The organism is Aerococcus agrisoli (assembly GCF_003797145.1).
Taxonomy (GTDB): domain Bacteria; phylum Bacillota; class Bacilli; order Lactobacillales; family Aerococcaceae; genus Aerococcus; species Aerococcus agrisoli.
Window position 1 is genome coordinate 1 of record NZ_RKMG01000023.1, and the last position, 18,099, is coordinate 18,099.

Annotated in this window: 17 protein-coding genes; 8 read left to right on the forward strand and 9 right to left on the reverse strand. The window is 39.8% G+C overall.

What is annotated here, in order from left to right:
- Positions 1 to 167: 167 nt before the first annotated feature.
- From EF384_RS07040 to proB, 3 genes are all read right to left on the reverse strand, one after another.
- Entirely contained in the window at positions 168 to 1,166 is a 999-nt protein-coding gene (locus EF384_RS07040; RefSeq protein ID WP_123780633.1) for an asparaginase, read from the reverse strand.
- A 104-nt stretch (positions 1,167 to 1,270) separates the two neighbouring features.
- A complete protein-coding gene (locus tag EF384_RS07045; RefSeq protein ID WP_123780635.1) occupies positions 1,271 to 2,536 on the reverse strand; it encodes a glutamate-5-semialdehyde dehydrogenase in 1,266 nt (421 codons plus the stop codon).
- A gap of 63 nt (positions 2,537 to 2,599) precedes the next feature.
- Complete coding sequence (gene proB, locus EF384_RS07050) at positions 2,600 to 3,415, reverse strand: glutamate 5-kinase (protein WP_123780637.1); 816 nt, start codon at positions 3,413 to 3,415, stop codon at positions 2,600 to 2,602.
- Positions 3,416 to 3,558: 143 nt separating this feature from the next.
- Here proB and EF384_RS09920 point away from each other — a divergent pair, with 143 nt between their 5' ends.
- The gene (locus EF384_RS09920; RefSeq protein WP_305000417.1) at positions 3,559 to 4,623 is read left to right on the forward strand and encodes a M15 family metallopeptidase; all 1,065 of its coding nucleotides are present in this window, start codon (positions 3,559 to 3,561) and stop codon (positions 4,621 to 4,623) included.
- 290 nt (positions 4,624 to 4,913) lie between these two features.
- Here EF384_RS09920 and EF384_RS07060 read toward each other — a convergent pair whose 3' ends face one another.
- A complete protein-coding gene (locus tag EF384_RS07060) occupies positions 4,914 to 6,167 on the reverse strand; it encodes a diaminopimelate decarboxylase family protein (RefSeq protein ID WP_123780639.1) in 1,254 nt (417 codons plus the stop codon).
- A 508-nt stretch (positions 6,168 to 6,675) separates the two neighbouring features.
- On the opposite strand from EF384_RS07060, the gene EF384_RS07065 reads away from it, so the two are divergent.
- The 3 genes from EF384_RS07065 to EF384_RS07075 are packed head-to-tail and all read left to right on the forward strand — an operon-like array spanning position 6,676 to position 9,379.
- Positions 6,676 to 7,638: an ABC transporter substrate-binding protein gene (locus EF384_RS07065; RefSeq protein WP_123780641.1), complete on the forward strand. Its 963-nt coding sequence runs from the start codon at positions 6,676 to 6,678 to the stop codon at positions 7,636 to 7,638.
- Positions 7,639 to 7,658: 20 nt separating this feature from the next.
- On the forward strand, positions 7,659 to 8,561 hold the full coding sequence (locus tag EF384_RS07070; RefSeq protein ID WP_123780643.1) for an ABC transporter permease: 903 nt from the start codon (positions 7,659 to 7,661) through the stop codon (positions 8,559 to 8,561).
- 14 nt (positions 8,562 to 8,575) lie between these two features.
- Positions 8,576 to 9,379, forward strand: a complete 804-nt coding sequence (locus EF384_RS07075) for an ABC transporter ATP-binding protein (RefSeq protein WP_123780645.1) — start codon at positions 8,576 to 8,578, stop codon at positions 9,377 to 9,379.
- Between the two features lie 67 nt (positions 9,380 to 9,446).
- Here the strand turns inward: EF384_RS07075 and trhO are convergent, their stop codons facing one another.
- Positions 9,447 to 10,415: an oxygen-dependent tRNA uridine(34) hydroxylase TrhO gene (gene trhO, locus EF384_RS07080; protein ID WP_123780647.1), complete on the reverse strand. Its 969-nt coding sequence runs from the start codon at positions 10,413 to 10,415 to the stop codon at positions 9,447 to 9,449.
- 210 nt (positions 10,416 to 10,625) lie between these two features.
- Between trhO and EF384_RS07085 the strand changes: the two genes are divergently transcribed.
- The gene (locus EF384_RS07085) at positions 10,626 to 11,168 is read left to right on the forward strand and encodes a GNAT family N-acetyltransferase (RefSeq protein WP_123780649.1); all 543 of its coding nucleotides are present in this window, start codon (positions 10,626 to 10,628) and stop codon (positions 11,166 to 11,168) included.
- A gap of 134 nt (positions 11,169 to 11,302) precedes the next feature.
- On the opposite strand, the gene EF384_RS07090 is transcribed toward EF384_RS07085, so the two are convergent.
- Positions 11,303 to 12,043 (reverse strand): amino acid ABC transporter ATP-binding protein, encoded by a 741-nt coding sequence (locus EF384_RS07090; RefSeq protein ID WP_123780651.1) that lies wholly within the window; start codon positions 12,041 to 12,043, stop codon positions 11,303 to 11,305.
- A gap of 240 nt (positions 12,044 to 12,283) precedes the next feature.
- Here EF384_RS07090 and EF384_RS07095 point away from each other — a divergent pair, with 240 nt between their 5' ends.
- On the forward strand, positions 12,284 to 13,204 hold the full coding sequence (locus EF384_RS07095; protein WP_233570067.1) for a YitT family protein: 921 nt from the start codon (positions 12,284 to 12,286) through the stop codon (positions 13,202 to 13,204).
- Between the two features lie 63 nt (positions 13,205 to 13,267).
- The gene (locus tag EF384_RS07100; protein ID WP_123780653.1) at positions 13,268 to 13,975 is read left to right on the forward strand and encodes a hypothetical protein; all 708 of its coding nucleotides are present in this window, start codon (positions 13,268 to 13,270) and stop codon (positions 13,973 to 13,975) included.
- Positions 13,976 to 14,034: 59 nt separating this feature from the next.
- Here EF384_RS07100 and EF384_RS07105 read toward each other — a convergent pair whose 3' ends face one another.
- Together EF384_RS07105 and EF384_RS07110 are read right to left on the reverse strand one after the other, a co-directional pair.
- Complete coding sequence (locus tag EF384_RS07105) at positions 14,035 to 15,384, reverse strand: FAD-binding oxidoreductase (protein WP_123780655.1); 1,350 nt, start codon at positions 15,382 to 15,384, stop codon at positions 14,035 to 14,037.
- Positions 15,384 to 16,127: an SDR family NAD(P)-dependent oxidoreductase gene (locus EF384_RS07110; RefSeq protein WP_123780657.1), complete on the reverse strand. Its 744-nt coding sequence runs from the start codon at positions 16,125 to 16,127 to the stop codon at positions 15,384 to 15,386. The genes EF384_RS07105 and EF384_RS07110 overlap by 1 nt, the downstream gene beginning before the upstream one ends.
- Positions 16,128 to 16,280: 153 nt before the next feature.
- Between EF384_RS07110 and EF384_RS07115 the strand changes: the two genes are divergently transcribed.
- Positions 16,281 to 16,862, forward strand: coding sequence for a TetR/AcrR family transcriptional regulator (locus EF384_RS07115; RefSeq protein WP_123780658.1), 582 nt, complete (start codon positions 16,281 to 16,283; stop codon positions 16,860 to 16,862).
- A gap of 85 nt (positions 16,863 to 16,947) precedes the next feature.
- Here EF384_RS07115 and EF384_RS07120 read toward each other — a convergent pair whose 3' ends face one another.
- Positions 16,948 to 17,865, reverse strand: a complete 918-nt coding sequence (locus EF384_RS07120) for a helix-turn-helix domain-containing protein (protein ID WP_233570068.1) — start codon at positions 17,863 to 17,865, stop codon at positions 16,948 to 16,950.
- Positions 17,866 to 18,099: the final 234 nt, after the last annotated feature.

Below are 18,099 nucleotides of genomic sequence, written 5' to 3' on the forward strand. Positions count from 1 at the left end.
GAAGTCTCAGGCTTTTTATAATCTTAGCGCCTTTTATCGCACACTAGTGAAAACCTGTTCCAAAAGGCAGATTTGACTGCGTTTCAGAAAATTTGATAAATCCCAAAGTACGGGCTTTATCGGCATTTTCTTCCAACGGTTCAAATCTTAGCGCCTTTTGTCGCATTCTAGACTAAATAATCGTAGTCGATAGGGGTTTGAATCATGGTTTTGAAGCTGTCAAAGTCTTTACCATTGGCCAAGGCCCACATGGCTTTCATGACTAGGGCTTCGATGGTGATATTGGCAGTTTCAATCAAATGATTATCACCTAAGAAAGATTGGCCAACGGCATATACTTCGTAGTCGGATCCTTCCATCGGCACTTGGGTGGTAAGGATAATATATTTACCTTGTGCCACAGCTTGTTTGATTTGGTCTGCATAATGTAACTCAGCTAATTGGGGAATCCCTCCAATACCAAAACCTTGAATAATCAATACATCCGCAAATTTTAGGTAAGATTGAATAATATCAGCGGGTAAACCTGGTGTTAGACGTAAGACACCGACACGTGTATCTAACTGATCATAAAAGGTCAGTTCGCCCATGTCAGTAGGTTGGTTCAAAATCTGTAAAACTTGGTGGCCACGAACAACCGCGCGATTGGCGAAGTCAATTGTCTGGAAGGCTTGGTATGACCGTGAACGTACTTTACGTGCACGTGTACCTAATAGGACTTCCCCGTGGAATACGATGGAAACCGCATAGGCATTATCTGAAGTCGCATATGAAACCGCGTCGAGAATATTTTTCACACCATCATTACCAATTTTGGCTAGCGGTACTTGCGCACCTGTGAAGACAATTGGTTTTGGACTATTTTGCACGAGATATGAGAGGGCAGCTGCACCATAAGACATGGTGTCGGTACCATGAATAACGATGAAGCCATCGAAATCGTCGTAGCGCGCTTGAATCAGCTTGGCGATGGCAACCCAGTTTTCGGGCTGCATATTGGTTGAATCAATCGACATCAAATTGTGGACTTCATACTCGGGCGCCTCTTCGGCTGCAGCAATAATGTCGTCTAGCTCTGTATTCATCTCACCAGCAACCAGTCCCTGATCAGATTCGTGGGCTGAAATGGTACCACCGGTTAGAATAAATAAGATACGTTTTGTCATTGGGAAACTCCTTGGTTCTTGATTTTATGTTTGGGAAAAGGGCGGCCTTTTTTCATATAAAATAGGCTGGGACATTATGCCCAGCCATGAATATTGGTGCCTTTTTATTTTCTAATTTGACCGTCACCGTAAATAACGTATTTATAGGTTGTTAAAGCGGCGATACCCATAGGTCCACGGGCATGTAATTTTTGGGTTGAGATGCCGATTTCGCCACCAAAACCAAATTTGTCACCGTCTGTGAAGCGAGATGATGCGTTGACAGCAACGGCAGCGGCATCGATGTCTTCAACGAAACGACGGGCTACTGAGTAGTCTTGCGTTACGATAACTTCAGTGTGGGCACTTGAGAAGCGTTGAATATGTTCAATGGCTTCTTCGTAGCCGCTAGTCACTTTGATTGCGATTTCGTAGGCCAAGAATTCTGTGGCATAGTCTTCGTCAGTGGCTGCTTGAACGTCATATTCGCTTAGAATTTGTTGTGTTGTAGCATCCCCGTGAATTAAGACTTTATCTTTTTTGAAGGCTTCCGCTACGCGTGGTAAAAATGCTGCTGCGATTTTTTCATCCACTAGTAGATTTTCAAGGGCATTACATACAGACACGCGTTGCAATTTTCCATTTTCTAGAATGGCTAAAGCCTTGTCTAAGTCGGCAGCTTCGTGAACGTATAAGTGGTCATTACCGATACCAGTTTCGATGGTTGGTACGGTTGCGTTACGTACGACGTTTTGAATTAAGGCATTCCCACCACGAGGAATTAAAACGTCTAGGTATGCATTCATTTTCATGAATTCTTCCGCTAAGGCATGGTCAGGATTATCGATTAAGTTGACAGCATCTTCGGTGACACCGGCACGATTTAAACCAGCTTTTAAGGCTTTGACGATAGCCAAGTTACTTTCAATTGTTTCACGCCCACCACGTAAGATAACGGCGTTACCAGCTTTGAAAGTTAGGGCAGTTGCATCAGCCGTAACGTTTGGACGAGATTCGAAAATAATACCGATGACACCAAGTGGTACGCGTTTCTTACCAATTTCGATACCATCTTCAGTAATCCACATTTCATCAGTGTGACCAATGATGTCAGGTAGGTTGGCTACTTTTTCAAAACCGTGCGCCATATCTTCAACGCGGGCTTCCGTTAAGGTCATACGTTCGATGAAGCTCTCCGGACGTCGGCCTTGTTCTCTTGTTGCTTGAATATCTGCTTGGTTTGCTTCAAGAATTGCCGGCGTTTGTTCACGCAAACTGTTGGCCATTGCTTGTAAGGCAGCATTTTTTTGAGTTGTTGGTAACTTGCTTAGGGATCTAGATGCGATTTTGGCAGCTTTCCCAAGGGCATATAGACCTTGAACATCTATCATGTATATACCTCCATTAATCTGTATTTTCAGTAATGTTATTATAACTGGATTTGCTTAAAAAGACTATTTTAATAGACTTTCTGGCATGAATAAGGTACCAATTGCTTCACCTTGCATCAATTCAAGAATTTGCATTGGGTCATCCGATGACATAATTGCGGTCATTTGGCCTTCTTTTAAAGCTTCACTGGCAGCAATTAATTTTGTCTCCATACCACCTGTTGAAAAAGCAGAAACATCGCCTTTGGCCATGGCCATCAAATCATCAGACACCTCAGTTAACACATCGAATTTGACTGCATTCGGGTTTTTCTTCGGATTGTCATTGTAAAAGCCATCCACATCCGTCAACAGGATTAAAAGATCAGCGTCCATCGTTGAGGCTACTAGGGCAGATAGGGTATCGTTATCTCCGAAACGCGTTTGGTGATCCATTTCGTCAACGGCAACTGCATCGTTCTCGTTAATAATCGGTAAGATTTGTTGCGATAGTAAAGCGTTCATGGCATTTTTGTAGTTGTTGTAAGAATCTGGGAAATCGATGATATCTCTTGTTAAAAGGATTTGCCCAATGTATTGTTTATAGTAGTTAAAAGAGCGGCTGTATAAGTTCATCAAAGCCACTTGACCAACGGCAGCTGTTGCTTGTTGGTATGCCATTTCTGTTGGACGTGCTTGTAAGCCCATTTGTACGGATCCAACCCCAATGGCACCTGAAGTAACGAGGATGACTTCTTTGCCTTGTTGGATTAAAGTTGAAAGGGCTAAGGCTAAGCGGTCAATTCGGTAATAATTAATTTTATTTTGGTCATTTAAAAGGGAGTGTGTCCCTATTTTTACCACAATGCGATTGGCTGTTAAAATAGCTTGTCGTTGCATAACGTTCCATCCTTGTCATATAATTTTAAATATAGTGATAAATATGCTTATTTATCCAATCATTGAAAATTCACTCTGTTATTATAGCATAGTGCGTGTACAAAAAAGGGAGTACATGAAGACAAAAATAGAGGAGTGACATATTGTCAGATATTAAGTTTACGCGATTTCATAAAATTTATCTGATTGTCGTATTATTATTCATATTGACGATAGGTATTTATGATGTGCGTTACAAAATGACGAATCAACAAGACGCAGGTAGTAGTGAATCTTCAGGTAGTCAAGTAGTCAGTAGTAGCAGTCAGTCAGCAGTAGTTAGTTCGAGCGAGAGTGCTGAAGAGTCTAGTGACGATGCTAGTGCATCATCTAGTGCAAGTGAAGTAGAGGAAATGCTCGCATTAGCTGAAACGATTACGACACCAGTTGCGGTAAATGCGACGACTGATCAAGCAGCAGCAGATATGGCAACATACTCAGCGGATTACGCGGATGATATTCAAACCTATACTGTTGCGGAAATTGCTGACAGTGTAGCGACCACATTAGGTCTTACACAAGAAGAAGCCCTGAATCAGTTGCTAGCAGACTTACCGACAGATGTTGATTTAACGGCAACACAGTATCAAATGGTTAATAAGCTAAATCCGTTATTAACAGAACCAACGATGACCTTTGCCTACGCTGGTAGTGGGAAACCTTATAATGCTGAAATCGAACCAGCTTATACAGCTTTAATCGATGCTGCAGCACAAGCGGGCTATACCTTGGCTGTCATTTCAGCGCATCGTACCATTGCTTACCAAGCCCAAAATATTCAAAATGGCTATAATAGCTATTTGGGTCAAGGGTATTCAGAGGCTGAGGCATTGGAGTTAACCAATAGCTATTATGCACCTGCTGAAGCAAGTGAACATTCAACTGGTTTAGCCTTTGATTTATTGGGGACTGAATGGACAAGCGTGGGTGGCTCATTAGATGACGGTTATGCAAGTCAACCTTCTGCTCAATGGTTAGCGGATAATGCCCAAGATTATGGCTTTATCTTGCGTTATCCAGAGGGTAAAGACCAAATTACTGGTTACTTATTTGAACCATGGCATTACCGTTATGTTGGGGTGGAAGCAGCCCAATATATTCATCAGTATGATTTAACCTTAGAGGAGTTCTATGCACTAGTGAATTTCAGCGATGCATTGAGCCAATAGTTTAACATCAGAGCAAAAAAAGAGGATGAGACAAAAGTATAAAATCTTCGATTTTCGTCCTTTCAGCTTTAATTCCTTTGAGCCGTGGCACCCGCGAAAGCCAAGGTCTTTCGCTTTGAAAGCGAGCCAAGGTCTCGATTTCATGCTCTTTCACGGCTAAGGAATTACACTTCCAGTCCTCAAATCTTGTATCAATAATATATTTTGAACAAAGCAAAAGACGAGAACATTCTCTAATGAATAGTTCTCGTCTTTTTTATGGGCTTTTGTCCCATTTTTAATATTTGTAATTAGATATCAAAGTTCATTGTTGCGAAGTAGTCTTCAGGTGTTTCCGGACGACGGATTTGTTTGAAGCTACCATCTTCTTTTAATAAGACTTCTGCTGAACGTAATTTGGCATTGTATTGGTAACCCATAGCTGCACCGTGGGCACCAGCATCATGGATCCAAATGTAGTCGCCAACATTAGTTTCAGGTAATTGACGGTCGATAGCAAATTTATCGTTGTTTTCGCATAGACCACCTGTTACATCGTAAGTATGATCAGCAGGGGCATCTTCTTTACCTAAGACTGATACGTGGTGGTAAGCACCGTACATAGCAGGGCGAAGTAAGTTGGCAGCTGATGCATCAAGACCGATGTAGTCTTTGTAAGTAACTTTTTCATGTAAGACTTGCGCTACTAAACCACCGTTTTCAGCTAACATCCAACGACCTAATTCTGTAAAAATCGCAATGTTGTCTAAGCCAGCAGGTACTAAAATTTCTTCGTAAGCTTTACGAACGCCTTCACCAATAATTTTGATGTCTGCAGGTGTATCTTCTGGTTTGTAAGCAACACCTACACCACCAGAAAGGTTGATGAAGCTGATGTTTAGGTCAGTTAAGTCTTTTAATTCAACTGCTAATTCGAATAAAGTACGTGCTAATTTTGGATAATATTCGTTAGAAGTAGAACCTGATACTAAGAATGAGTGGATACCGATGTTTTTCACGCCGTATTCACTTAATTTTTGGAAGGCTTCTTTTGTTTGCTCTGGTGTCATACCGTATTTCGCATCGCCAGGGTTGTCCATGATACCATTGGCAACTTCAAATGTTCCACCTGGATTATAACGAACACACATTGTTTCAGGGAATGTGCCTACGTGTTCTTTGAAGAAGTCGATGTGGCTGATGTCATCGAAGTTGATGATAGCACCTAATTCAGCTGCTTTTTGGAAATCAATAGCAGGAGTTACATTAGAAGAAAACATAATGTCATGAGCAGAAAAACCAACTTTTTCAGCTAGTAATAATTCTGTATATGTTGCACAGTCAACACCCATACCTTCTTCTTGCATGATTTTCAAGATTTGTGGTGTTGGCGTTGCTTTCACAGCAAAGTACTCTTTAAAGTTTGGGTTCCAAGCGAAAGCTTCTTTTAGACGACGACAGCGATCACGGATACCTGCTTCATCATATAGATGGAAAGGTGTTGGAATTTCGGCTGCAATTTCTTCAACTTTGGCTAACGTGGTAAAAGGACGTTTGGTTTGCATAATTGTATTCTCCTTTAAATTTAATCATGTTCTCATTATGAAGAAACTTGTCTATTTATGCAAGCAAATTATCTAGTTTGTAATCGAGCTAAGCTACGAAAATCGGACTGTGATAGGCAAAAATGAGGAATCTCTTAGAAAAGGCTTGACTTTGTTTTCATTTAAATTTATGATTGTTTCATAGAAATGATGCAACAAAATACTTCTATCGTATTTGAAAGGGATTTGTGAATGATCAATAATAACCTGCATACGAATAACAATTTTTACTTTAGCTATTTTAGGTAGTTTGTATTTATGAAGTCTGTTCGATCGTCATAGATACAAACGTCAGTAACAACTGAACCGTATCTATGATGGCTAAACATTTTGTTGTGTAACAAGTGGCCACGTAGAGATAAAATCTATTGTGGCCGAGCTATTGTATTGATAGCATTCTAAGCACCTATTTAGATTTTATCTAGATGGGTGCTTTTTCTTTGCAAATGAATGGTAAGGGGAGTAAATAATGAAAAGATTAAACTTTAAGAAATTGCTTGTTGGTGCTGTAGCAGGCCTTGCAATTTTCGCTAGTGGTTGTGCGAATAACCAAGACAATGGCGTGATTGATATCGGTATTTTGTCAATCATGGATCACAACTCGTTGAATGCAGCGGAGCAAGGATTCATTGATGGGATGACAGAAAAAGGCTACATCGAAGGTGAAGATGTTGTATACCACCGCATGAATGCGCAAGGTCAACAGCAGAACCTATATCCTATGGCTAGCCAGCTGTTGAAGGATTCAGAGATGGTAATGGGGATTGGGACACCAACGATTCAAGCATTAGCCGTTACGGAAGAGGAGAAGCCGCTCCTTTTCACAGCAGTGACAGATCCAATTTCTGCGGGGATTGCGGAGTCGCTTGAGGGTTCTGGTCGAAATGTAGCCGGTACGAGTGACCAAATGCCAGTTGAAGCACAGGTGAACTTACTGCTTTCGATTAATCCGGATGCGGAAAAGGTTGGTATTATCTATTCTAGTGGTGAAGTAAACTCACAAATTCAGGCTGAACAGGCGCAAGCAGCGATTGAAGCGGCTGGTAAAACAGCAGTTGTGCGTACGGTAACTTCTACTAATGATGTACAACAAGCTTTGAATTCGATTATGTCGGAGGCTGAATTGGTTTATGTACCAACGGATAATATTTTGGCTGGTGCAGCGGCTACGGTTGGTGCGGTAGCCAAACAGTACAAGGTACCGGTTGTTGCAGGTTCGATTGACCAAGTTGAGGTGGGTGGTTTAGCGACTTTCTCACTAAACTACTATGAATTAGGTAAACAAACAGCGGATGTTGCGGAACAAATTATTAATGGCGCAGATCCAGCGACGATTCCGGTTGAAAATGCCAAGGAATTGGAATTGTATGTTAATGAAGATATGGCAGCCGCTTTAGGCATTGATCCTGACAGCATTAAAGTTACGGAATAAAGGAAGAGAGAGGAAATCACATGAGCGTTATTTTAGGAAGTGTTTCAGAAGGTTTATTATGGGGATTATTAGCGATGGGGGTTTACTTAACCTACCGTATCTTGAATGTGGCGGATATGACTGTTGAAGGGTCATTCACCTTAGGGGCAACAGTAGTGTCACGTTTGATTTTTGAATTTGCGATGGATCCATGGCTAGCAACGATTTTATCATTCATTATCGGGGCTTTAGCAGGTTTGGTTACTGGTCTATTACATACACGTTTAAAAATTCCAGCATTAATTGCATCTATTATTACGATGACAGGTTTGTACTCTATTAACTTACGTATTTTAGGCCAAGCCAACTTGCCTTTATTAAGCCAAGTGACTTTAGTTACACAAATGCGTCAACTGATTGAAGATAAAACAGTTGCGGTGATCGTGATTGGTGTCATTGTTGTTGCGGCAATGATTGCTTTATTAAAATGGTTCTTCGATACACAAATTGGTTTAGCTATCCGTGCAACAGGGGATAACTACATGATGAGTGAAGCCAATGGTATCAATACGGATATGACGAAAATTATCGGCTTCATGGTTTCAAATGGTTTGATTGGTTTAGCGGGTGGTTTACTAGCACAAAATAATGGCTACGCTGATGTAAACATGGGTGTAGGGGCGATGGTTATCGGTCTAGCATCAGTTGTCATTGGTGAAGCGATTGGGAAAAACCTAACTTTCGTGAAACGTTTGCTTACAGTTGTACTAGGTTCAGTGATTTACCGTTTACTACTATTGTTGGTCTTGGAATTAAACTTCAATCCAAACGACATCCGCTTGTTCTCAGCGTTAATTTTAGCAGTTGCACTTGGGGTTCCAGCAGTGCGTACGCACGGAAAAAAAGTAGCTAAGAACTCAATTACATCAGGTAAAGAAGCCTAGGAAGGGAGCACACTATGACTAGTATCTTAACATTACAAGGAATTCATAAAACATTCGAAGCGGGCACACCCAATGAAAATCACGTCCTAAAAGGAATTGATTTAACAATGGAAAAAGGAGATTTCATCACCATTATCGGTGGTAATGGTGCAGGGAAATCAACCTTCCTAAACTCTATCGCGGGCTCATTGATCGTCGACGAAGGAAAAATCACAATTGACGGAAAAGACGTCACCAATTTAACAGCGAATAAACGCGCTGGGTTAGTATCACGCGTATTCCAAGATACACGTATGGGTACAGCAAGCCGTTTAACAATTGAAGAAAACATGGCGATTGCTGACCGTCGTGGTAAATCATTCGGCTTTAGTGTTGGGGTGACAAACAAACAACGCCAAGTGTTCAAAGAGGCGTTAAAACGTTTAGACCTTGGTTTGGAAAATCGTTTAACTACTGAAGTGGGTGCCTTATCAGGTGGTCAACGTCAAGCATTGACTTTGTTAATGGCAACGTTGAAGGAACCAAAAGTGTTGCTATTAGATGAACATACAGCTGCCTTAGACCCTAAGACCTCTGACATGGTGCTAGGGTTAACGGAAGAGGTCATCGCGAGCCAAGGCCTAACAGCTTTGATGATTACGCATGATATGGAGCAAGCCATTCATATGGGTAACCGTTTGTTGATGATGGACAACGGCCGTATCGTGGTCGATGTATCAGGTGAAGAAAAAGCCAACTTAACCGTGCAACACTTATTGGACTTATTCAAACAAAAATCAGGTCGTGCATTAAACGACGACGCCTTAATTTTAGGTTAAACATACATACAGAAAAAGCGGTAGGAGTCATATCTCCTACCGCTTTTCATTGTTATGATTATTTTGATTATACTTCAGCTGGTAAAGTTTCACCGATTGCTGCTAAACGAGCTACGATTTCATCGTGGCCCCAACCTTTAGCTTTGATGTAACGGTTGCGAGGGTGTACGCGACATTCGTGTGTACAACCACCTAAGTATTTTTCTTGGTTTTCTTCTGAAGCCAAGATTTGTTTATTACATTCTGGGTTACCACAGTTTACATAGCGTTCACATGGTGTACCGTCGAAGTAGTCTTTTCCGACAACAACTGGGTCAATATGGTTGATAGGTACAGAAATACGTTCATCGAATACGTACATTTTACCTTCCCATAGGTCGCCACGAGTTTGTTCGTCTTGACCATAGTTTTCAATACCACCATTTAATTGGGCAACATTTTCGATACCTTCACGGATCATCCAACCTGAGAATTTTTCACAGCGGACACCACCAGTACAGTATACAAGGATTTTTTTGTCCATGAATTTTTCTTTGTTTTCACGAACCCATTCAGGTAATTCACGGAAGTTGTGAATATCTGGACGGATAGCGCCTTTAAAGTGGCCTAAGTCGTATTCATAGTCGTTACGTGTATCTAATAAGACTGTGTCTTCATCCAACATTGCTTCGCGGAATTCAACTGGGTCTAAGTGATTACCAGATAATTGTGTTGGGTCTAAATCTTCATCAAGGTCTAGCGCGACAATTTCTTTGCGGTAACGTACAAACATTTTCTTGTGGGCAAAATCGTCAGCTTCGTTGATTTTAAACCATAAGTCTGAGAATTTATCCATTGCATGCATGTGGTCCATGTAGCGTTGGGTAACTTCTTTAGGTCCTGAAACAGTACCATTGATACCTTCTTCACTGATTAAAATACGACCACGTAAACCGATTGATTTACAGAATTGTAATTCATCTTTTGCGAATTGTTCAGCATCTTCAATAGGTACATATTTATAGTAAAGTAGTACCTGGAAATCATTGTTATTCATTTATTTTTCCTCCATCATATTGCAGATATGACTGCGAAATTATACGGATTATATTATAGAGTATATTCCGTCAACAAACAAGTACTATTTTTGTTCCGAATGATAAGAATTTGCTCATACGCTTTCATTGGTCATGAGAATCGTGGTATAATAATTGTTACATTCAAACAATGAAATGATCAAATAAGAAGTCATTAGTAGGGGTTAGTTATGAATCATAAAGGTACTAAAACAATAGAAACACAACATCTATTGTTACGTAAATTTGAAATGAGCGATGCGAAGGATATGTACCACAATTGGGCTGGCAATATGACAGATACTAAATTTGTGACATGGCAAAAGCATAGCTCTGTTTCAGATAGTAAAGATGTGATTGACAAGTGGGACAAGCGGAAGGATAAAAATAAAACTTACCGCTGGTGCGTAGAAGAAAAAGCAAGTGGTCAAGCAATTGGCGAGATTGAGGTTGTTGAAATCCATCGTGATACGCAGGCAGCTGATTTAGTTTATTGCATGGGCAAAGCTTACAAAGAAGAAGGCCTAGCAAAAGAGGCCTTACAAAATATCATTCATTTTCTTTTTAAAGAGGTGCAAATGAATCGTATTACCTTTGATCAAGATGTCGCCAATGAAGCAGATCGTGCTTTAGCATTAGCACTTAATTTTGAATTTGAAGGTATTCAAAAACAAGCCCTAGCGAATAATACAGGTATTGCAGACAAAGCCCTTTATGGAGCAGTTCGACAATAGAATCATTCGCAAGAAAAATCACCACGAGAGTAGTAAGCCTACTTTCGTGGTGATTTTTTGTGTTGTATGGGTTGTAGCCCTAATGTACTGGAGATAAAAAAGGCTGGATATGCATCCAGCCTAATTGTTTTGAATTATAATACTTTGTCTAAGAATTCTTTTGTACGGTTGTGTTGAGGGTTTGAGAAGATTTCTTCTGGGTTACCTTCTTCGACGATGTAACCACCATCCATGAAGATTACACGGTCAGCTACTTCACGAGCGAAGCCCATTTCGTGTGTTACAACAACCATTGTCATACCATCTTTAGCAAGATCTTTCATAACGTTTAATACGTCACCAACCATCTCAGGGTCAAGGGCAGAAGTAGGTTCATCGAATAACATGATGTCTGGGTTCATTGCTAATGCACGGGCAATGGCAACACGTTGTTTTTGACCACCTGATAATGAAGCTGGGAAAGCATCTGCTTTGTCAGCAAGACCAACTTGGTCTAATAAAGCTAATGCAGTTTCACGACTAGTTCCTTTATCGGCTTTACCTAATTCTGTTGGTGCTAATGTAATGTTTTCTAACACACTTAAATGTGGGAACAAGTTAAAGTGTTGGAACACCATACCGATGTTTTGACGCGCTTTGTTGATATCAATTGATTTATCAGCGATGTTTGTACCATCTACTAATACTTCACCAGCATTGATTTCCTCTAAGCGATTTAAACAACGTAACAAAGTTGATTTACCTGAACCTGAAGGACCGATTACACAAACAACTTCACCTTGTTTGACTGTTAAGTCGATACCTTTTAAGACTTCGTTTTTACCGAAATTTTTCTTTAAACCATTTACAATTACTTTAGCTGTAGCTTCTGCCATATATATTCATTCCTCTCGGATCTATTTATTCCAATTTAATACTTGAATTTAATCGTATTTTAATCAAAAAACTCTCGTTTGTCAAATTTTATCACATTACTTAGTTTTAAGGAATAAAAATTTTTCAAATTGCTAAAATTTTGCATAATGCTATATATGCTTTAAAATACGCTTATTGAATGAAACGCGAGACTTTGATATATTTTGTGTATTGATAGCGTGGAAAAGTGAGGTATAAGTTTGAAAAGTTTAAAATTTGAGGTCAATTTTAACCAATTGTTTGTCGTTACGATAGGTACGCTAATGATGACAATTGGTTTATATTTTTTCTTAGTCCCTGATGCATTAGTTGGGGGTGGGACGGGTGGTATCGCCCAAGTAATTAATCCCTTTGTACCTGTGCCATATTCTGTTTCACTTTTTGTAATCAACTTAATTTTGTTAGTTATTGGTGTCATTGTTATTGGTAAAGAATTTGGTGGGACGACCTTTTTCTCGGTTGTCTTGTATTCAGGATTCTATGCACTATTTGAACATTACTACCCAGTATCACATGGGGTGTCAGATAATCCCATCGTGAATTTAGTCTTAGGCCAAGTGCTCTTGTCATCTGGTGTTGGGATGGTTTTTAACGCAGGTGCAACCACTGGTGGGGTAGATATTATTGCGAAAATCATGAATATGTATTTGCCGGTAACTTTTGCTTCTGCAGCTATGTTCACTGATATGACGATTCTACTATTAAATATGCTTGTCTTCGGTTTTGAACGCGGATTATATGCAGCTATGGGTATCTTACTAGGAAACTTAGTGGTTGACCGTGTGATTACAGGTGGATCAGCTAGATACCAAGTGAACATTACATCGAAAAATTACTTGGCAATCAACGAATTTATTTTACATGAAATTTTCCGAGCAACAACGATTTACGATGCTAAGGGTGGCTATACCAAGCAAGAACGTAAAGTGGTGACATCAGTCGTCGACCGAGAAGAATTATTGCGTTTGAAAAATTTTGTATCTGAAATTGATGAGAATGCTTTTATGTATGTGGCACCTGTTTCAGAAGTTTTGGGTAGAGGATTTTCATTTGAAGTACGTCAGAAACGTTCAAGTATTGTGAAATTAAGAGAACGTGCATTAAAAGAAAATAAAAAGTAAGCTCAAAGCAAGTCCGTATCATGTATAATGGATATACTAGGAGTTACCGAACGGAGGGCAAATGTGAGAACAGATGAATTATACTCAAAGTTGATTAATTTAGGGTTTGTTGAGAATTACTATGTTTCAAATAAAGAATATAAGAATGGGGTATCACATCGTATTTTGAAGATTTATGATGATGATGCGAAATTGGCTGAGGTTTCTTTGGACCAACCATTTATGTTGCGTACAACATATGAAGGTTTCGAGGAGCGTAGTCCGTTAGAGAAACAAGCTTTATTAACCTTGTTGATTAACTATGCAAATACACCGCTTGAAAGTCGTCAATCTGCTTTGTACTTCGCTTATTATCATGATTTGAACAACATCGTGCATTTTATTAAACGTCTAAGAAATAAACGTTTGACGGATGATATGATTCCGTTGGCATATTTCACGACGATTACGCCGGAGCAAAGAGAAAGTTTCCTATTCTCTATGTCTGAATTTGAAGAATTTCCAGAAGCTTACCGTCCACGCTTTACGCCGGACTCGTTTGTGAAGGTCATTTCTTATGAAGAGTTCTCGCAAAATATCCATGACCGTTATCATATGGATATGCCGGAAGCAACGCCTTCCTATAACAAGGCTGAAGAAGATGCAAAGAAAGCCCAAAGTGATACGAATGCAAAAAGGACAGACATCACAGATAAGGGTGTAAATGCTATCCACGATATTTCTGAATTCCGAAAAAAAGGGGACTCAGACCACAACCAACCGGATGCTTAATGGTATCTGAACACAAAAACCGTCAAGATGCGCTGCATCCTGACGGTTTTCTTGTTTCCTTAAATTTGGATACCTACATTGAATAGGTCATCCGGGTTATATTGTGTTTTCAATTCTTTCAAGCGGCGACCAGTATCACCCGCCCAGGCTAAGGCTGCAACATCCGCACTCGTATCTGAAGAGTAGGCGCCATAAGAAGCTTGGCCTAGATTATTTAAGGCAGCAAAGGCTTGATTTTGGATGGCTACATCATCAGTCATAAACCAAGACGAAACGAAGGCATTGACGTTACGAGCAGCCCATGCTGTTGTGTCTGGTGCTATTACGTTCATTTTTCCACCAACAGAACGTAATTCTTGCATCACCGTAAATGGATGGTCAATACTTTCTTTCATGGCTTCACCTAATTTACGGTCGATATCTGTAACCATAACGTTTTTCAAGGTCACACTTTGTTGGCCAGTGTGGCGTGATTGTGGGTGCGGAATAATATTTGGATAAGGCATGATTGACTCAGTATGGTTGGCAATTGGTGCGACCGCCAGTGCTTTTTCAAGTGTTGGCATGGCAGCTTCTGCATCCGTGTTGCCCCAAACATTTAGGGCATTGACGCTATAGCGACTGCCACCAGCTGCTTGAATCATTAGGAAGCTAGTCATCTCATCCGGTGCTTCTTGAATCCATTGACCCCATGATTCAACGAAAGCAACTAAATCCGTGGAGACATAGTTGATATTTTGGAAAATGATGGAGGCGTCCTGGTTATCGGAATTGATTTTTTCAGCTTCAAGGACAAATTCAGTCACAATCCCTAACTGGGATCCACCACCGCGTACGGCCCAAAATAAATCTGGATTGTTGTCAGCGTCAACTGTATGAATCTCCCCATCACCGGTCACAATGGTAGCTTGACGAATGCGGTCAATGGTTAATCCGTGACTTCGGACAAAGAAACCAATGCCACCTGAAGCGCCTAGACCACCAACCCCAACGTCACCAAAGTTACCACTGGTGATGACGAGGTCATGTGGTGCTAAGGCTTTGGCAACAAATCCCCAAGTAGCACCGGCTTGCACGCGAACAAGATGTTTATCTTTGTCGATAATTTCAATGTCATGCATTTTGGAAATATCGATAATAATCCCATTTTCGTTAGTTGAAGATCCAGAAAGTCCATGGCCACCACTTCGAACAGACACGAGTAAGTCAGGGTGGCTAACTTTAAGTTCTTTCACATAACGAACGCTATTGATGATATCCGTATCATTTTCTGCCATCAAGACGACTTGAGGACGACCTTTTTTGGTGTAAGAAGATTGTAAGTAACGATATTCCTTGTCTCCAGGAAATACCGCAATTTTTTTCAATGTTTCAGGAATATTATGTACATCGATATATATATCAGCCATTACAAGCCTCCTAACTCAGTCATTTGTGCATCAAATTGTGCTTTGTCGAATAATTCAAAATTACGTGAAGGCACTTGTAGCAATGAAGATAGGGTAGAGGTGATTTCACCAACATTCTCAGCGCTAATCCATTCTTTGTTGAAGCCAGGACGGTTACGGTTATTCACAACACCTAACATGTGTGTAAAGATACGACGTTGGTCACCTAATTCAGTTTGTAAGACTTTTCCCATCATGAGTAAGGCCGCTTGTTGCATAGATACGATACCAGAACCTTGGACAGGGTAAATGGCAGAAGCACCTATGATGAGTTGGTAGGCACCATGAGCTGAAATGCGTGGGACAAAGGCTTTGGCTAAGGCCATATGAGAGGTTGCAAATTCAGTGAAAAAGACATTCCATTCAGCTTCGCTAGTATCCCATAGTGCTTTTCCGCCCCACCAACCACCGATTGAGGCAACGACATGATCAACGGGACCAAAAGTATCGATTATCTCTTTGGCAAAGTTTTCAGCACTGTCAAAGGTGTTATATGTTGCCACGACAAGGTGTAATTTTTCTGTTGGTACAGTGTCACCCAATACTTTTTTGAATTCAGCAATTTTTTCTTCAGAACGGCTAGGTACGATAACTTCGGCGCCAGCTTTCAGATAGGCACGTACAATGCCTTCACCAACTGAACCAGTACCACCTGCAATAACTACGCGACTATTTGATAGATTTACTTTTGTTTCATTTGACATGATTTTTTCCTCCTAATACACGTGTTGTATTTACAACATGTGTCGTATATACTTATATTGTAAAACGAATAAAAAGTATTTCAATCACCAATGCCTTGATTTTGTTGTATTTACGACAAAAAGGCAAATTTGTCGAATAAAGGAGCCTTGGATATGACAAAAAATAAAAATATGGATATTCGTGCAATTCGCACACGTAAACAAATTATGACGGCACTGATGGATTTACTCAAAAAGAAAAACTTTGAGTCTATCCGGGTAGCGGATATTACTGCTGAAGCCATGATCAACCGTGCCACTTTTTATAATTATTTTACAGATAAATATCAATTGTTAGAGGCCGTGACGAAAGAAATTTTGCTGGTGGATATACAAAAAGACTTGGCATCATCAGATTTCTCAATTGATTTGCTTGAACAAATCTACTTATTGTTAACGGATTTTCACCTAAAAATGTCAAATTTCTGTAGCTCTAATTACGAGGAGTTGTCTACAGGTACGGATGCCATTTTAAGACAAGAGGTAAGAGGTGCTATCCTAAAATCTTTGCAGGTGAGTTTCCCAAATGAAGCGGATGAAGATCTAGATAGTTTCGCTAGAATCTTAAGTTGGACGATTTTTGGTTTGGCTTATGAATGGCAGTTAAGTAGAAAAGACTCTCCCCAAGCGTATTTTGCGCGTTTTCGAAAGAATTTAGAAAATATGGTGCAAACCGCTCATGTGACAGAGCACTAGTGGTTGGCCAACAAAAAAAGCAGCATCCAATCATCTGGATACTGCTTTTTCTATTTATAAGCATAAGTAACCCTTAGTTCTAGTCTTATAGAACGGTTTGGGTGTGTTGTTGCGCATATTTTTTCGGAGATGTGTTGTAGACTTTCTTGAATGAACGGTAGAAAGTGGAGTAATCGCCGAATCCGGATGCGTTTGATACATCTTGTAGGGACAGTTTATTGGTATTGATGTTATTGATTAATTGTGCGGCATAATTTGCACGTTTTTCAATTAGATACTCATGGAAGTTTTGATTCATTTCTTTTCTAAATAGTTTAGATAGATAGTAAGGAGAAATATCAAATTCTTGCGTAATGCGTTCTAATTGTAAGTCAGATTCTCTGAAGTGTTGGTCGATATAGTAGATGATATGACTAAAGTGTTTATCATCTTTATAGTTACCAGCCATGCTTGGAATTTTCTTGGCATGGAAGATCTTCATTAGCGATTGGTATAAGTGGTAGGCAGTCACGAATTCTGAATCTTCGACTGCATAATCTGCATAATCTAAAATCTTCCCTAGGTAAGAAAGGGTATTGTCTAAGCTTTCTTGGTCTAAGCGGTAGTGACCGGGCTCATCATAGAAGTTCAAGATATCTTCATGTAAGGGTTCGTTCACCATTGCAAATTGATCTAATAAGTTTTGTGGCACCATTAAAATATAACGTGAATTGTTGATACCTTCTTCACTTAACATTAAGTGAGGGATTGTTGGTGGGATAATAATAATATCACCATTGTATAAGGTATATTCGACGTCATTTACGATATATTGACATTGGTTGCCAAGGTAGATAAGTATTTCGTAGTGGTCGTGATAATGCAAAGAACTTGTTGCAGCAGAGTATGCTTCCAAATCCATATCACTGGCATAGTTATAGCTTTTTTTTAGCATATTCTTACGTTCATCGTGGTAACTAAGGGACAAGTGTTTCTGTTGGGTATTTAGAGCAATAGCTTCCAAGTGTTCACCTTCTATTTTTCGCATTTTTAAATATGACAATTGTTTGCAATATTTAACTTGTACCCTAAGTGTACTAAATCTATACAAGCGTTTTCAAGACCTTTTATAATTTAATTTTAAGAAAAATAGATATAGGGTGAGAAAATGCAAAAATATGATATAATTTAATTGAAAAAATTTGAATATATGCCACTATACGAAAAAATCAGCTATCCGCCTTGTGTGAGAGCTGAC

Bases quoted from the DNA above. Each gene is read 5' to 3' on its own strand.
- EF384_RS07075 (WP_123780645.1), top strand. From the start codon at position 8,576: ATGACTAGTATCTTAACATTACAAGGAATTCATAAAACATTCGAAGCG.
- EF384_RS07110 (WP_123780657.1), bottom strand. From the start codon at position 16,127: ATGTCAAATGAAACAAAAGTAAATCTATCAAATAGTCGCGTAGTTATT.
- EF384_RS07065 (WP_123780641.1), top strand. From the start codon at position 6,676: ATGAAAAGATTAAACTTTAAGAAATTGCTTGTTGGTGCTGTAGCAGGC.
- EF384_RS07060 (WP_123780639.1), bottom strand. From the start codon at position 6,167: ATGCAAACCAAACGTCCTTTTACCACGTTAGCCAAAGTTGAAGAAATT.
- trhO (WP_123780647.1), bottom strand. From the start codon at position 10,415: ATGAATAACAATGATTTCCAGGTACTACTTTACTATAAATATGTACCT.
- EF384_RS07115 (WP_123780658.1), top strand. From the start codon at position 16,281: ATGACAAAAAATAAAAATATGGATATTCGTGCAATTCGCACACGTAAA.
- EF384_RS07045 (WP_123780635.1), bottom strand. From the start codon at position 2,536: ATGATAGATGTTCAAGGTCTATATGCCCTTGGGAAAGCTGCCAAAATC.
- EF384_RS07070 (WP_123780643.1), top strand. From the start codon at position 7,659: ATGAGCGTTATTTTAGGAAGTGTTTCAGAAGGTTTATTATGGGGATTA.
- EF384_RS07085 (WP_123780649.1), top strand. From the start codon at position 10,626: ATGAATCATAAAGGTACTAAAACAATAGAAACACAACATCTATTGTTA.
- proB (WP_123780637.1), bottom strand. From the start codon at position 3,415: ATGCAACGACAAGCTATTTTAACAGCCAATCGCATTGTGGTAAAAATA.
- EF384_RS07105 (WP_123780655.1), bottom strand. From the start codon at position 15,384: ATGGCTGATATATATATCGATGTACATAATATTCCTGAAACATTGAAA.
- EF384_RS07040 (WP_123780633.1), bottom strand. From the start codon at position 1,166: ATGACAAAACGTATCTTATTTATTCTAACCGGTGGTACCATTTCAGCC.
- EF384_RS07090 (WP_123780651.1), bottom strand. From the start codon at position 12,043: ATGGCAGAAGCTACAGCTAAAGTAATTGTAAATGGTTTAAAGAAAAAT.